Origin of the sequence: Bacillus sp. JJ1532, assembly GCF_036965085.1 — a bacterium.
Lineage (GTDB): Bacteria > Bacillota > Bacilli > Bacillales > Cytobacillaceae > Cytobacillus.
On record NZ_JBALOW010000058.1, the window covers coordinates 34559 to 48707 of the forward strand.

Genomic DNA, 14149 nt, shown 5'->3' on the forward strand with positions numbered 1-14149 from the left:
CAATCACTGTCAATGGTGCCCGCTCAAACAAAAATTTCCAACCAACGGTAACCGAGGCCAAATTTTAAAGTAACTATTTAATAATCTGCAGTTCTTTCGGAAATTTCGTTAAAATTTCAACGCCGTTAGCTGTTACATAAATATCATCTTCAATTCTAACCCCGGCAACATCAGGAACATAGATGCCAGGCTCAATTGTATAAACCATTCCTTCTTCTAGCAGGAGCGGATTTGTCTCAGTTAAGGAAGGATATTCATGCACGCTAATCCCAAGTCCATGGCCTAATCGATGAGGAAAATATTCGCCGTAGCCAGCATCAGCAATAATCTTTCTTGCTGTTAAATCAACTTCGGAGCATGAAACACCGGGCTTACTTGCTTCAACTGCGGCCAGCTGTGCCTTTAAAACTGTATCATAAATCTCTCTTTGCTTATCATTAATATCTCCGTAGGCAACTGTTCTAGTAATGTCTGAACAATAGCCATCCACAACTACCCCTAGATCGAAAAGAACGAAATCTCCATTTTTAATTTTCGTCAATCCTGGTGTTCCATGAGGAGATGCTGCATTTATTCCAGTAAGAACCATCGTAGAGAACGACATTTCTGTAACGCCTTTTTTCTTCAAGGCAAATTCAACAGCTGCAATGATCTCTAATTCTGATTTCCCTTCTTTTATTTCAGCACATCCTACTTCAACAGCATAATCTGCCAATGCACAAGCTTCGCGGATAATGCTTAGCTCTTTTTTATCCTTTACCATCCGAAGCTTTCTTAACTTTTCCTCCGCCGAAATAAATCTTGCCCCATTAAACAATTGAGTAAGAATTTCAAAGCGTTCAACATTCATATGTTCTTTTTCTATCGCGATGTGATCAACGGATTTCAAACGGCCGAAGATTGATTTATGTATCATTTCCCATGGATTTTCGATATCACTGTAAGAAATAATCTCATTGTTCCAGCCTGCATTTTTTGCATCCGTTTTATCCAATGCAGGGCAAACGAGAAAAGGCTCTTCTTCTTGAAAAACGGCTAAGCCTAGAAGGCGTTCATGAGGATCACTTAAGAAACCACTAAAATAAAAAACATTTTCAGGTGACGTCACAAAGCAAACTTGTACATTATTTTCTTTCATCCAGCTGGATAATTTCTGTAATCTGCTATTCATCATTACCCTCCTTGTAATTAAAGCTCTTCGCTAATATTAAAAGATTAGCAACTAAATGGAGAAAAGTAAACTTTTAGAAAAGTGTAAAATAGGGTAGTGTATAGAAAGCAGGAAAACCAAAACTTCCGTTGAATCAATTACATAGCGTAAAAGTAGAAAGGGGAAGAGAAATGAAAGTATCATTTCATGGTCATTCTGTTGTGAAAATAGAGTCACAAGGGAAAACAATTTTAATAGATCCGTTTATTACTGGAAACGAATTAACAGATTTAAAGGTGGATGAAGTTAAACCTGATGTTATTGTTGTGACCCATGGACATGGGGACCACCTGGGAGATACCGTTGAATTGGCTAAAAGGCATAATGCTCTCGTTATTGCCAATTTTGAGCTTGCAACCTATTTAAGCTGGCAAGGTGTGAATACTCACGCAATGAGTATAGGTGGTGCTTATCAGTTTGATTTTGGAAAGGTAAAATTGACACCTGCTTTTCACGGAACTGGACTAGAGACAGAAAACAATGAAATCATTTATTTAGGCATGCCAGCGGGAGTGCTGATCACTATTGAAAATAAAACGATTTATCACGCAGGCGATACAGGTCTATTCTCCGATATGAAATTAATCGGTGACCGGCATCCGATTGATCTTGCATTTTTACCAATTGGAGATAATTTTACAATGGGGCCAGAGGACGCAGCCTATGCGGCGGGCTTGTTGAGTGCTAAGAAAGTAGTACCGATACATTATAATACGTTCCCGCCAATCAGACAGGATCCACAAAAATTTGCAGAAATGCTTGAACCAGGTGTTGTTCAAGTACTTCAGGTGGGAGATTCTATTCAATTATAAAATTGCAGTGCAGCTGATTTAAGCTGCGCTGTTTTTTTTCGTAGTTTTTCTTGATGTATTTCATTATATCCCCCTTCAAAGCAAAAGAAATCCATACATTTTCCAAGCATGTCCGCATACATATAAATGAAGAAGCATCATTAGGAGGAAAAAGGAATGAAAAAAAATCGATATTTATTATGTTTGCTTGTTTGTGGCTTTTTTCTTTATTTTGCAGTTCCAAGACTTAACATTTTCGGCGAAGGTTTGGAAGGAATATTTGCCATTAGCTGGCTAGCCTTCGCACTTATTGTCATTGCTGGAAATTTAACTTCATTGCTATACTCACCTAAGAAATCTGTACCAAGTACTAGCATACAAGTCCAAGAAAGAAAGAGATCAAGAGCTATTAATCGCTAATATTAAAATATTTAGGACGTTCATCACATCGAATTGAAATAAAGGCGTTTTTAACCTTATAATGAAGATATAGGAATTATTGAAAAAGGGTGAACGTCTTGGCTACAAAACATGAACAAATTTTGCAATATATCGATGAATTGCCTGTCGGAGAGAAAATATCAGTTAGACAAATCGCCAAGGCACTGAGCGTCAGCGAAGGGACAGCTTACCGGGCTATTAAGGATGCAGAGAACAAAGGTTATGTCAGTACGATTGAACGGGTTGGTACGATTCGGATAGAGCGGAAGAAGAAAGAAAATATTGAAAAGCTAACTTTTGCCGAGGTTGTTAATATTGTTGATGGCCAGGTTTTAGGCGGAAGAGATGGTTTGCATAAAACATTGAGTAAATTTGTAATCGGGGCCATGAAACTAGAGGCCGTGATGCGGTACACTGACGCAGGCAGCTTGCTCATTGTCGGAAATCGAACGCAAATACATGAATCTGCACTTAAGGCAGGTGCAGCTGTACTTATTACTGGCGGTTTCGATACAGAGGAAAGTGTAAAAAAACTCGCTGATCAATTGCAGATGCCTATTATTTCAAGCAGCTATGATACATTTACTGTAGCAACGATGATCAACCGGGCTATTTATGATCAGCTGATTAAAAAGGAGATTGTCCTTGTAGAGGATATATTAACTCCTCTTGAAAAAACGGTATACGTCAAACCAACTGATAAAGTTTCAGATTGGCTTCAATTTAATAAAGAAACAAATCATGGACGGTTCCCGGTAGTCGATAAAAATTTAAAGGTAATTGGTATGGTTACATCTAAGGATATTATGGGGCATGATCCCGATACACAAATTGATAAGCTAATGACCAAGAATCCAATGACTGTCGGGAAACAAACAAGTGTTGCTTCCTCTTCGCACATGATGGTTTGGGAAGGAATTGAGGTCCTCCCGGTTGTCGATGATTCGAATAGGCTTGAAGGAATCATAACCAGACAGGATGTGTTAAAGGCACTGCAAATGATTCAGCGTCAGCCCCAAGTCGGTGAAACGATTGATGATATTGTGACCAATCAACTTGTGCTAATGAGGGGGAAGACAAAAGGGGAAGATGTGTACCGCTGTGAGGTTACGCCACAGATGACCAATCATCTTGGTACCATTTCTTATGGAGTATTTACAACAATCGTTTCAGAAGCCGCCAATCGAGTGCTGCGAAATTATAAAAAAGGTGACTTAGTTGTCGAGAATATGACCATTTATTTCCTTAAACCCGTACAAATTGAGAGTATGCTAGAGGTTTATCCACGTGTACTAGAAGTAGGACGGAAATTCGGGAAAGTTGATGTAGAGGTCTACAATGAAGGTGTTCTCGTTGGCAAGGCTATGATGATGTGTCAATTGATTGAGAGATAAGAAAAGCGGAAGTACTTTGGCACTAAAGCTAGACAAAGATAAAAGCCGTTCCATAAAGGAGCGGCTTTAAAAAATTATTATTCTTTTGCTTCATTTGCGGCAATCGGTAAATAATATTTATAGGCTTTAAGGCCGGCGAAAATAGTAAAGGCCCCTACTAGAAAAAAGATTCCACCGATAATATAAGTAGCTGTATTTCCATTTAAAAAAAACTGGTTTAAGCCATATAATCCGATAAAAACACCTAAAGCCATACTTGATTTAGAAGAAATCCACTTTTTTTCAGCTGGTTTCTTGCAGCGAACAAATTTTACTTTGTAATATAGATAAAATGAAAGTGCGATTGTAATTAAAATAACTAATACTGGCATGATTAACTTAACCTCCATTTTTCATTACTCTGAGGCTATTTTAACTTTTTATCTAAAAAAATGCCATAGCATGCTCTTTTTTCTTTTCATATGGAGTAAAATAAAAATTTATTTGATCATAAAGGAGAAGACCATGAAAGAGAAAATATTAAACATCATAAAAGATTATGAAACCATCATTATCCATAGGCATGTTCGTCCAGATCCAGACGCATATGGATCTCAGGGAGGTCTAGCTGAGATTCTTAAAGCCTCTTTTCCTGAAAAGACAATTTATACCGTTGGAAAGGAAGAAGAAACGCTTTACTATTTGCGCAGACTGGATAAAATCCCAAATGATGCATATGAAGGGGCCTTAGTCATTGTTTGTGATACAGCGAATGCCGAACGGATTTGTGATTACAGGTACCATTTAGGGGATAAATTAATAAAAATTGATCATCATCCAAATGTTGACCCATATGGGGACATGATGTGGATTGATACAGATGCTAGCTCTGTCAGTGAAATGATTTATGAATTTTATCTTTTTGGCAAGGATAAGGGCTTAAAAATGTCGGATGAAGCAGCTAGATTAATATTCGCGGGAATTGTAGGAGATACAGGACGGTTTCTTTTCCCAAGCACATCTGATAAAACCTTTGCCTATGCTGGTGAACTTATTCACTATAATTTCTCACGGCCAAAGCTGTTTGATAAAATGTATGAACTATCGCCAAACGTTGTGAAGTTAAATGGATTTGTCCTGCAAAACTTTGAAGTGAAAAAACATGGCGCTGTATCAATGGTTCTAAAAAAAGAATTACTAGAAGAATTTCAAGTAAAGGCATCAGAGGCTTCCCTTCTAGTAGGAGCCCTTGGTCACATTAAAGGAATTAAGGCATGGGTGTTCTTTATCGAGGAGGAGGATCAGATTAGAGTTCGTCTTCGTTCTAAAGGTCCAATCATTAATGAAATTGCCAGAAAATACAATGGCGGCGGACATCCACTTGCCGCGGGAGCATCCATCTATTCATGGGACGATAAGGATCTCGTCATTAAGGACTTAGAAGAAGCTTGTATGGGCTAGAAGGCTGATCGAAATAAAAGAGTCGGGCCCCTAATTTTTTGCAGCAGGGCCTGACTCTTGATATGGTTATTTACAGTAATTACTTTATTAATCCAATTTAATATCTACTTTAATTGATAAGGTTGTATAGATTACCATTTTTCTAATTTCAACACGATAACGCTTTTCATTCACTTTAAAAACCTTATTCTCAATAATTTTTTCGATTAAATCACTACTTTTATTAATAGTTTCAATATCCTTTGCCTTCATCATTTTAATATCTTCTTTTATTTCATCTTCAATTTCAAAAACACTAAATGAATCTAGTTTATATTTATCGCTGTTTTGGATTTTTACTTTAATTTCTTGAACGATAAGCTTTTGACTATTTAATTTATTTAGTTCTTTGTAGTCCTCCTGCCAGATTTTAATATCATTCTCAAGATCAGCAATGTCTTCCCTCTGCTTTTGTATTTCCTTGCTGTATTTTTCATTCCATTCGCCAAATATATATAGAAAAATAAACCAGCTGATTATACCGCCTATTGCCATTCCAGCAAAGAAGCGTTGCCAGACTGGTCTAGAAAAATACGGCGGCATCCTCATGATATATGCTCCTGAGTTAGCCAGTTAATTAGTATAGCACCCGTTTGAGCTCCTCCAAAGGCAGATAGAATTAATAAGAATTGTTTAAATAAGTCTTTTGTTTGACCATCTAAAACACCTTTTTCAAAGCTATAAAGCGTATCAAATGTTCCTCCGATTGCTGCAATAATTGCCCAAATTCTAATAATATTAGATATTCGATATGCTTCTGTTAAAGGCGGCTTTCCCGTAAGAAACGCAGCAACGCTTCCAATAATCGAACCTCCGATGACTACCCCAAGAGCAATAAAATAACTATCAAATAATGTAGCGAAATAGGGCTGGATTTTCATGATCATCCTTCCTTACCGCGGAGATAAAAACGCTTCCGCTTTTCTTATTTCCGCCTAATATCAAAACGATTTCTACCATTCTATGGACAAACCTTCTGAAATATGATTAATCCTCTTCTACAAATTTTTGTTTAGATCTTATTAAAAAGAGAACGTATTTTCCTTTTTCCATGAACCGTCCTATAATATTAAGAAGAGAAGAATTAAGGGTGTGAACAAATTGGCATTTATTCACCTTCAAGTTTATAGTGCGTATAGTTTATTGACTAGTACGGCAGCCGTTGAGCAGCTCGTCAAAGACGCAAGACAAAAGGGCTTTTCAGCAATAGCCTTGACTGACCGCAATGTTATGTACGGGGCAGTAGCTTTTTATAAAGAATGCTTAAAACAATCTATTAAACCGATTTTGGGGTTAACGGTTGATGCTGTTAGTGAGATACAGCCCTCGTTAGCCTATCCCATTGTGCTCCTGGCAAAAAATCAGATTGGCTTTCAAAATCTATTAAAAATAACAAGTGTTGTTCAAACAAAATCTCCTGAAGGGATTCCAGCCAAATGGCTAAAGGCTTATTCAGATGGTCTTATAGGTATTAGTCCTGGCATGGAGGGAGAAATTGAACATTATTTAGCAAATGATGAATATGAAAAGGCAGTGGAAACAGCTAGTATATATAAAGATTTGTTTGGCAGGGGAGATTTTTATTTGTCTTTCCAGAATCATCAGCTTGCTGAGGAAACAAAAATACATCCAAGTTTAGTCCGTTTGTCAAAGGAAACAGGCATTGAACTAGCAGCAACAAACCAAGTTTATTATCTTTCAAAAGAGGATGCATTTGCACAAGAGTGCCTCATGGCCATTAAGAATGGGGAAAAGCTTCAGGATGAAACGAGGGTGCATCTAAAAAGCGATGAGTACTATTTAAAAACTGCAGAAGAAATGGCTGAGTTGTTATCAGAATATCCAGATGCCCTGGAAAACACATTGAAAATTGCCGACCAATGTAATGTAATGATCGAACTCAATCAGCAGCACCTCCCAAAGTATCCAGTAGAAAATAATGGCTCTGCTGATGAACTCCTGGAGGCTACGTGCCTGAAAGGGCTTAAAGAAAGATATTCAAACGTAACAGAAGAGCATAAACAAAGGTTAGCCTATGAACTTCAGATCATAAAAAGAATGAGGTTTAGCGACTATTTCTTAATTGTTTGGGATTTTATGAAGTTTTCAAGGGAGAATGGGATATTAACAGGACCAGGCCGGGGATCGGCTGCTGGATCTATTGTAGCTTATGTTTTATATATAACGGATGCTGATCCGATTGAGCATAAGCTGCTTTTTGAACGTTTCCTTAACCCTGAGCGTGTATCGATGCCGGATATTGATATTGATTTTCCCGATCATCGCAGAGACGATGTAATCCATTATGTTTCACAGAAATACGGTGAGCTTCATGTGGCTCAAATTATTACATTTGGTACCTTAGCAGCAAAAGCGGCATTACGGGATGTAGGGCGAGCATTCGGATTAAATCCGAAAGAATTAGACAGCTTATCGAAAAGAATACCTTCTAAATTAGGGATTACCTTAGAGGATGCCTATAAAGAATCAGAGTCTTTAAGGAGGTTTGCAAGTGAATCGAGCTTAAATCGCAGGCTGTTCGAAACTGCGCTTAAAATAGAGGGCCTTCCAAGGCATACGTCTACTCATGCGGCAGGGGTCGTTATTAGTGAAAAGCCATTAGTAAATGTTATTCCAATTCAAAATGGGCATGCTGGGGTTTATTTGACACAGTATTCAATGGAGCATTTAGAAGAAATCGGCTTATTAAAAATGGACTTCCTAGGGTTAAGAAATTTATCCCTAATTGAAAATATTTTAAAGTCAATTCAAAAAAAGACCGGTAAGAGTATAAATATTAAAGCGATTCCTCTCCATGATCATAGCACCTTTGAATTATTAAGCAGAGGGGAGACAACTGGAATTTTCCAGCTGGAATCTGAAGGAATGAGAAAGGTATTAAAAAAGCTCCGTCCTTCCAGTTTTGAAGATATCGTTGCCGTAAATGCTTTGTACAGACCAGGTCCAATGGAGAATATTCCACTTTTTATTGATCGTAAGCATGGTAAACAAAAGGTTACTTACCCCCACACCGATTTAATCCCCATTCTTGAGAATACATATGGGGTGATTGTTTATCAGGAACAAATTATGCAAATTGCAGCCAAATTGGCGGGGTTCACACTTGGAGAGGCTGACTTGCTTAGGAGAGCCGTCAGTAAAAAACAAAAGGAAATTCTTGACAGGGAAAGAACCCATTTTGTAAATGGAGCGTTAAAGAAAGGCTACAATGAGAAAACGGCCAATGATATATATGATTTAATCGTTCGCTTTGCCAACTATGGCTTTAACCGCAGCCATGCAGTTGCCTATAGCTTTATCTCTTATCAGCTTGCCTATTTAAAGGCACATTTTCCCCTTCATTTTATGGCGGCATTGCTCACATCTGTTATTGGAAATGAAGAAAAGATTTCTCAATATGTGAGGGAGCTCAAGCAAATGAATCTTAAGATTCTTCCTCCTTCCATAAATAACAGCGGATACTCATTCTTAGTTGAAAAAGCTGCAATTAGATATAGCTTGGCTGCAATTAAAGGAATAGGTGCATCTGTTCTTAAGGAAATTTTTCGTTCGAGAAAGAATAAACGGTTTGATGATTTATTTGATTTCTCTATCCGAGTGACGGCGAAAGCGATCAATCGAAAGGTGCTGGAGGCGCTAGTGCATTCAGGAAGCTTTGATGAATTTGGTCAAGACCGGGCTATACTGCTTGCAAGTCTTGACCCCGCAGTTGAACATGCAAATTTACTGAAGATCGAAGATGAACAAATTGATTTCTTTTCAGAAGGTGATTTTTTTCCAAAACCAAAGTATACACAAGTAGATTCGATACGTTCAGAGGATAAACTGGCTTTTGAAAAGGAGGTACTTGGGGTTTATTTATCAGACCATCCTGTTGCTTCATACGAGATGTATGTGCCAATGTTGAACGCCACACAACTATATTATTTGCATCCTAGTACAAACCGAGTCCGTGCAGTAGTTTACTTGACAAATATAAAAAATATAAGAACAAAAAAAGGTCTTGCCATGGCTTTTTTAACGATCAGTGACCAAACAGATGAATTGGAAGCGGTTGTTTTTCCTGATACATATACTAAATTCTCCGTATTGCTAAAGCAAGGCAATATTCTTTTAATTGAGGGGAAGCTGGAAGAAAAGGATGGAAAGCGTCAATTTATTGTTCAAAGATGTGAAGAAGTCAATGCGGCTATTGAAAAGGAAGAGAAAAAGGATCCTGTACTATATTTAAAGATTACAAAAGAAAATGAAAATCCGGATATTCTTCATTACCTCAAAAAATTATTTAATGAAAATGAAGGAAAAGTTCAAATTATTTTATATTATGAAAGCACACAAAAAAGGATTCGTTTAGGAGAGGAAGATTTAGTTAATCCTTCTGAAGAATTTATTATAAAATTAAAGGAAATCCTTGGGGAACAACATGTAATTCTAAAAAAATAGTATTATTCCTGTCTCATGTTATTACTTTACATCATCAACAAATATGGTATATTTGTTAAAAGAGAAAATGGTCTGACCACCACGAGACTTAAAGAATTCTACAAACGATCGATAGAAAGATAATATCTATAAAAGAAAAGATAATTTAGAAATTAATTAGCTTACTGCTTAGAATATCGCATAAAGAAAACGAAGGCATCTGCAATAGAACTTGCAGACGCCAAGTTTTATTTGTTTTTACATAACGTATATGCTACCGAATTTATAAGCAATTCAAAGGAGTGGAATAAGCATGACTTTACGTGAAGAAGCTCTTCATATGCATAGAGTTAACCAAGGAAAACTTGAATCTAAGTCTAAGGTGCCAGTGAGAGATGCACGAGATTTAAGTCTCGCATACTCACCTGGAGTCGCAGAGCCTTGTAAGGAGATTTATGATAAGCCTGAATCTGTATACGAATATACAATGAAAGGCAATATGGTAGCGGTCGTGTCAGATGGGACAGCTGTACTTGGGCTTGGAAACATTGGCCCCGAAGCTGCACTGCCTGTCATGGAAGGAAAAGCTGTCTTATTCAAAAGCTTTGCTGGTGTAGATGCATTTCCTATTTGTTTAAATACAACGGATATTGATAAAATTGTTGAAACGGTTAAATTACTAGAGCCTACTTTTGGAGGCGTTAATTTAGAGGACATTGCTGCCCCTAATTGCTTTGTGATTGAAGAAAGATTAAAAAAGGAAGCAAATATCCCTGTTTTCCATGATGATCAGCATGGAACCGCCATTGTAACGGTTGCTGGCCTTGTAAATGCATTGAAGATTACAGGGAAGAAAATGAATGAAATTCGGGTTGTTGCAAATGGAGCTGGCGCTGCTGGGATCGCCATCATTAAACTTCTTTACACATATGGGGTTAGAGATATCATTATGTGCGATACTAAGGGTGCGATTTACGAAGGCCGTCCGAATGGTATGAATGATATAAAAACGAATGTCGCGAAATATACGAATCGCGATAAGGTTCAAGGAAGTCTTGCAGATGTCATTAAAGGTGCAGACGTTTTCATTGGAGTTTCTGCCGCTGGCTCTTTGACAGCAGATATGGTTAGTTCAATGAACCAAGATCCGATTATCTTTGCAATGGCGAATCCTACTCCGGAAATCATGCCTGATGAAGCAAAGGCAGCAGGTGCAGCTGTCATTGGAACAGGAAGATCCGATTTCCCTAATCAGGTAAACAATGTTCTTGCATTCCCGGGTATTTTCCGCGGTGCTTTAGATGTAAGGGCGACACATATTAATGAAAAGATGAAGATTGCGGCAGTAGAAGCCATAGCAAATCTTATTCATGAAGATGAACTGAACGCAGACTACGTGATTCCAGGTCCTTTTGACTCTAGGGTCGCACCAGAAGTTGCTGCCGCAGTGGCAAAAGCAGCGATGGAGACAGGGGTAGCTCGAATTAAAGTTGACCCGGAAGCTGTCAAAGAGAAAACACGAAAACTCGCAGTTATTGGGAAAAGTGAGTGAGTCTTTAACGTGGATCCAAGTCAACAAGGTTCAAAGATATATGTTGAAATTGTCAAACAGCTTAGACTGATGATCGAACAAGAGGGTCTAAAAGCTGGCGATAAATTACCTTCTGAACGAGAATTGTGTGAGCGCCTAATAGTTGGGCGCTCTTCCGTTCGTGAAGCGCTAAGAGCACTTGAACTTCTAGGGTTAATTGAAACTAGAAGAGGAGAAGGAACCTTTATTCGCGACTTTAAAGGACATCAGCTTGTTCAACTGATCAGTACCTTTATTCTTCAAGATGAAAAGGCGAAAGCAGACATTGCTGAGACAAAGTCTCTGATTGAAATGGACTGCTTGTTACTTGTTCTTATCAAATCACCAGATAAGCTATTGCAAGACATAAAAAAATGGGCGGAAACTTCATCATTCACAGATGAAGATTTTTTCCTGAAAATGGCGGAGCTTGCAGATAATCATTTGCTTCTGCGATTATGGACAATATTAAAAGACTATTATAATTCCTTGAAAATATTTAAAATGGACGCAGACAAGCAAGAATATATGAATGTAATCAATAAACTATTAACAAGAAAAGAATCTGAGGTTAGGAAAGCCTATAAGGAGCTTAGAAAATTGTCGAATGATTAACGACAGTTTTTTGCAAATTTTGTAGCTCTTTTATTCTATAGTGGTAAAGATAGACAAGTTTTCCTTCACTCATTTATTTTTGTTCTAAGTGGTCTGACCACTTCTGTTACGAAAAGAAACGCTGTTATATATAGAACGGGAGGTTTCACCTTGCTTAAGGAGATTTTTACAAAACCAAAAAAGAAGAAATACGCTACAATTCCTTCGGAAGCAGCCAAGCAGGATGTTCCCGAAGGAATTATGACAAAGTGTCCAAACTGCAAAAAGATCATGTATACGAAAGAATTAATGAAGAATTTAAAGGTTTGCATGCATTGCCAATACCATCATTCTATGGATTCAGGTGAGCGGGTAGATAGCTTTCTTGATGAAGGCAGCTTTGAAGAAATGAATGCGGGAATGATTTCTGAAAACCCATTGAATTTCCCTGATTATATTGAAAAACTTGAAAAGGACAGGAAAAAGTCCGGTATAAACGAAGCGGTTGTCACTGGCATTGGAACAGTTAACGGACATCAGATTGTTATTGCCGTTATGGATTCAACGTTTCGAATGGGCAGTATGGGATCGGTAGTTGGAGAAAAAATAACACTAGCAATTGAAAAAGCAGATGAATTGTCAGTACCTTTCATTATCTTCACAGCTTCAGGCGGAGCCAGGATGCAAGAGGGTGTACTAAGCTTAATGCAGATGGCAAAAACTAGTGTGGCTTTAAAAAGATTCAGTGATAATGGCGGTTTAATTATTTCTATTATGACACACCCAACTACTGGGGGCGTGTCAGCTAGCTTTGCCTCTCTTGGTGATTATAATCTAGCAGAACCAGGGGCGTTAATTGGCTTTGCAGGTAGAAGAATCATTGAGCAGACGATCAGGGAGGAACTGCCTGAAGACTTCCAAACATCAGAATTTTTATTAAAACACGGACAATTGGATGCAGTCATTTCGAGGTTAGATTTGAAAGGGCAAATTGCGACTATTCTATCTATACATGAACAAGGAGGTGACCTTGAATGGTAGGAGTCCTTGAATTTGAGAAACCGGTTATTGAGCTTAGGAATAAAATATCGGAGCTAAAGGAATTTACTAAAAATGCAGATGTGGATTTATCTGCAGAAATTGAAAAATTAGAAGCAAGGTTAGGAAAATTAGAAAAAGAGATTTATGAAAACATGAAACCTTGGGATCGAGTGCAAATCGCAAGACACCCAGGCCGTCCAACGACTTTGGATTATATTTCACTTCTTTTCACTGATTTCTTTGAATGTCATGGAGATAGAACATTTGCAGATGATGAGGCGATTGTTGGCGGGATTGCCAAATATAAAGGACTTCCTGTTACTGTAATTGGTCATCAAAGAGGCAAGGATACGAAAGAAAACATCCGCAGAAACTTCGGCATGCCTCACCCAGAGGGTTACCGAAAAGCCCTTAGGCTAATGAAACAGGCAGAAAAGTTTAGACGCCCGATTATTTGTTTCATTGATACAAAAGGTGCTTATCCTGGTAAAGCAGCCGAAGAACGAGGGCAGAGTGAAGCAATTGCCCGAAATTTATTTGAAATGGCTAGTTTAAAGGTGCCTGTCGTTTGCATCGTTATCGGAGAAGGCGGAAGCGGAGGCGCATTAGCACTGGGTGTTGGAAATCATATTCATATGCTTGAGAATTCAACGTACTCGGTTATTTCGCCTGAAGGTGCTGCTGCTATATTATGGAAGGATGCCACTCAAGCGAAAAGAGCAGCTGAGAGCATGAGAATTACAGCCCCAGATCTTAAAGAGTTAGGAATCGTTGATGAAATTATTTCTGAGGTTAAAGGTGGGGCACATAAAGATATAAAGCAGCAGGCACATTTCATAGATGAAGTCCTGCATAAATCTCTGAAAGAACTAAAAGGATTTAAAGAAGACCAATTAACTATTCACCGGTATGATAAGTATAAATCCATTGGTGAGTTTTCTAATTTAAAGGAATTTATCGGGGTAAAATAGGGACGTGCTATTACAGCATGTTCTTTTTTTTTGGTCAGTATTGAAATTCTACAATCTGTTAGCTATTTCAATAGAAAGTATAACTTTTCTCGAGTTTGAGAACTGTCCAGCTCCACAAGGAACGCTTCGGCAGCATTATCATCGCACGAGTAAAAGCGTTAGTTTTTAGGAGGAGCGCCTACCCCCAACGTACAGGACGTACTAGTGTCGACAAT

Annotated in this window: 13 protein-coding genes; 9 read left to right on the forward strand and 4 right to left on the reverse strand. The window is 38.1% G+C overall.

Features of this window, described 5'->3' with window-relative positions; translation table 11 throughout:
• Positions 1-73: 73 nt before the first annotated feature.
• Complete coding sequence (locus tag V7122_RS19170; RefSeq protein ID WP_335528316.1) at positions 74-1171, reverse strand: M24 family metallopeptidase; 1098 nt, start codon at positions 1169-1171, stop codon at positions 74-76.
• A 170-nt stretch (positions 1172-1341) separates the two neighbouring features.
• On the opposite strand from V7122_RS19170, the gene V7122_RS19175 reads away from it, so the two are divergent.
• The 3 genes from V7122_RS19175 (at position 1342) to V7122_RS19185 (ending at position 3836) form a co-directional block, all read left to right on the forward strand.
• Positions 1342-2022 carry a metal-dependent hydrolase gene (locus V7122_RS19175; protein ID WP_335484308.1) on the forward strand — a complete coding sequence of 227 codons (681 nt, stop codon included), beginning with the start codon at positions 1342-1344 and terminating at the stop codon, positions 2020-2022.
• 156 nt (positions 2023-2178) lie between these two features.
• A complete protein-coding gene (locus V7122_RS19180) occupies positions 2179-2421 on the forward strand; it encodes a hypothetical protein (protein WP_335528319.1) in 243 nt (80 codons plus the stop codon).
• A gap of 98 nt (positions 2422-2519) precedes the next feature.
• Positions 2520-3836, forward strand: coding sequence for a CBS domain-containing protein (locus V7122_RS19185; RefSeq protein ID WP_335346922.1), 1317 nt, complete (start codon positions 2520-2522; stop codon positions 3834-3836).
• Positions 3837-3913: 77 nt separating this feature from the next.
• On the opposite strand, the gene V7122_RS19190 is transcribed toward V7122_RS19185, so the two are convergent.
• On the reverse strand, positions 3914-4207 hold the full coding sequence (locus V7122_RS19190; protein ID WP_335528321.1) for a YtpI family protein: 294 nt from the start codon (positions 4205-4207) through the stop codon (positions 3914-3916).
• 133 nt (positions 4208-4340) lie between these two features.
• Between V7122_RS19190 and V7122_RS19195 the strand changes: the two genes are divergently transcribed.
• Positions 4341-5276: a DHH family phosphoesterase gene (locus V7122_RS19195; protein ID WP_335528324.1), complete on the forward strand. Its 936-nt coding sequence runs from the start codon at positions 4341-4343 to the stop codon at positions 5274-5276.
• Between the two features lie 87 nt (positions 5277-5363).
• Here the strand turns inward: V7122_RS19195 and ytrI are convergent, their stop codons facing one another.
• On the reverse strand, positions 5364-5864 hold the full coding sequence (gene ytrI / locus V7122_RS19200) for a sporulation membrane protein YtrI (RefSeq protein ID WP_335528327.1): 501 nt from the start codon (positions 5862-5864) through the stop codon (positions 5364-5366).
• Positions 5861-6196, reverse strand: a complete 336-nt coding sequence (locus V7122_RS19205; protein ID WP_335353776.1) for a YtrH family sporulation protein — start codon at positions 6194-6196, stop codon at positions 5861-5863. The genes ytrI and V7122_RS19205 overlap by 4 nt, the downstream gene beginning before the upstream one ends.
• Before the next feature lie 220 nt (positions 6197-6416).
• Here V7122_RS19205 and dnaE point away from each other — a divergent pair, with 220 nt between their 5' ends.
• The 5 genes from dnaE to accA all read left to right on the forward strand — a co-directional run bounded on the left by dnaE (position 6417) and on the right by accA (position 13934).
• The gene (gene dnaE, locus V7122_RS19210) at positions 6417-9779 is read left to right on the forward strand and encodes a DNA polymerase III subunit alpha (RefSeq protein ID WP_335528332.1); all 3363 of its coding nucleotides are present in this window, start codon (positions 6417-6419) and stop codon (positions 9777-9779) included.
• Between the two features lie 292 nt (positions 9780-10071).
• Entirely contained in the window at positions 10072-11310 is a 1239-nt protein-coding gene (locus V7122_RS19215; protein ID WP_335343866.1) for an NAD(P)-dependent malic enzyme, read from the forward strand.
• Positions 11311-11379: 69 nt separating this feature from the next.
• A complete protein-coding gene (locus tag V7122_RS19220) occupies positions 11380-11943 on the forward strand; it encodes a FadR/GntR family transcriptional regulator (protein ID WP_438823972.1) in 564 nt (187 codons plus the stop codon).
• 150 nt (positions 11944-12093) lie between these two features.
• Positions 12094-12963: an acetyl-CoA carboxylase, carboxyltransferase subunit beta gene (accD, locus tag V7122_RS19225; protein WP_335343864.1), complete on the forward strand. Its 870-nt coding sequence runs from the start codon at positions 12094-12096 to the stop codon at positions 12961-12963.
• Positions 12957-13934: an acetyl-CoA carboxylase carboxyl transferase subunit alpha gene (gene accA, locus V7122_RS19230; RefSeq protein ID WP_335528336.1), complete on the forward strand. Its 978-nt coding sequence runs from the start codon at positions 12957-12959 to the stop codon at positions 13932-13934. The genes accD and accA overlap by 7 nt, the downstream gene beginning before the upstream one ends.
• Positions 13935-14149 lie beyond the last annotated feature (215 nt).

Excerpts from the sequence above, each read along its gene's own strand:
- V7122_RS19170 (WP_335528316.1), bottom strand. The coding sequence starts at position 1,171 with ATGAATAGCAGATTACAGAAATTATCCAGCTGGATGAAAGAAAATAAT.
- V7122_RS19175 (WP_335484308.1), top strand. The coding sequence starts at position 1,342 with ATGAAAGTATCATTTCATGGTCATTCTGTTGTGAAAATAGAGTCACAA.
- V7122_RS19180 (WP_335528319.1), top strand. The coding sequence starts at position 2,179 with ATGAAAAAAAATCGATATTTATTATGTTTGCTTGTTTGTGGCTTTTTT.
- V7122_RS19190 (WP_335528321.1), bottom strand. The coding sequence starts at position 4,207 with ATGCCAGTATTAGTTATTTTAATTACAATCGCACTTTCATTTTATCTA.
- V7122_RS19195 (WP_335528324.1), top strand. The coding sequence starts at position 4,341 with ATGAAAGAGAAAATATTAAACATCATAAAAGATTATGAAACCATCATT.
- ytrI (WP_335528327.1), bottom strand. The coding sequence starts at position 5,864 with ATGAGGATGCCGCCGTATTTTTCTAGACCAGTCTGGCAACGCTTCTTT.
- V7122_RS19205 (WP_335353776.1), bottom strand. The coding sequence starts at position 6,196 with ATGAAAATCCAGCCCTATTTCGCTACATTATTTGATAGTTATTTTATT.
- V7122_RS19215 (WP_335343866.1), top strand. The coding sequence starts at position 10,072 with ATGACTTTACGTGAAGAAGCTCTTCATATGCATAGAGTTAACCAAGGA.
- V7122_RS19220 (WP_438823972.1), top strand. The coding sequence starts at position 11,380 with ATGATCGAACAAGAGGGTCTAAAAGCTGGCGATAAATTACCTTCTGAA.
- accA (WP_335528336.1), top strand. The coding sequence starts at position 12,957 with ATGGTAGGAGTCCTTGAATTTGAGAAACCGGTTATTGAGCTTAGGAAT.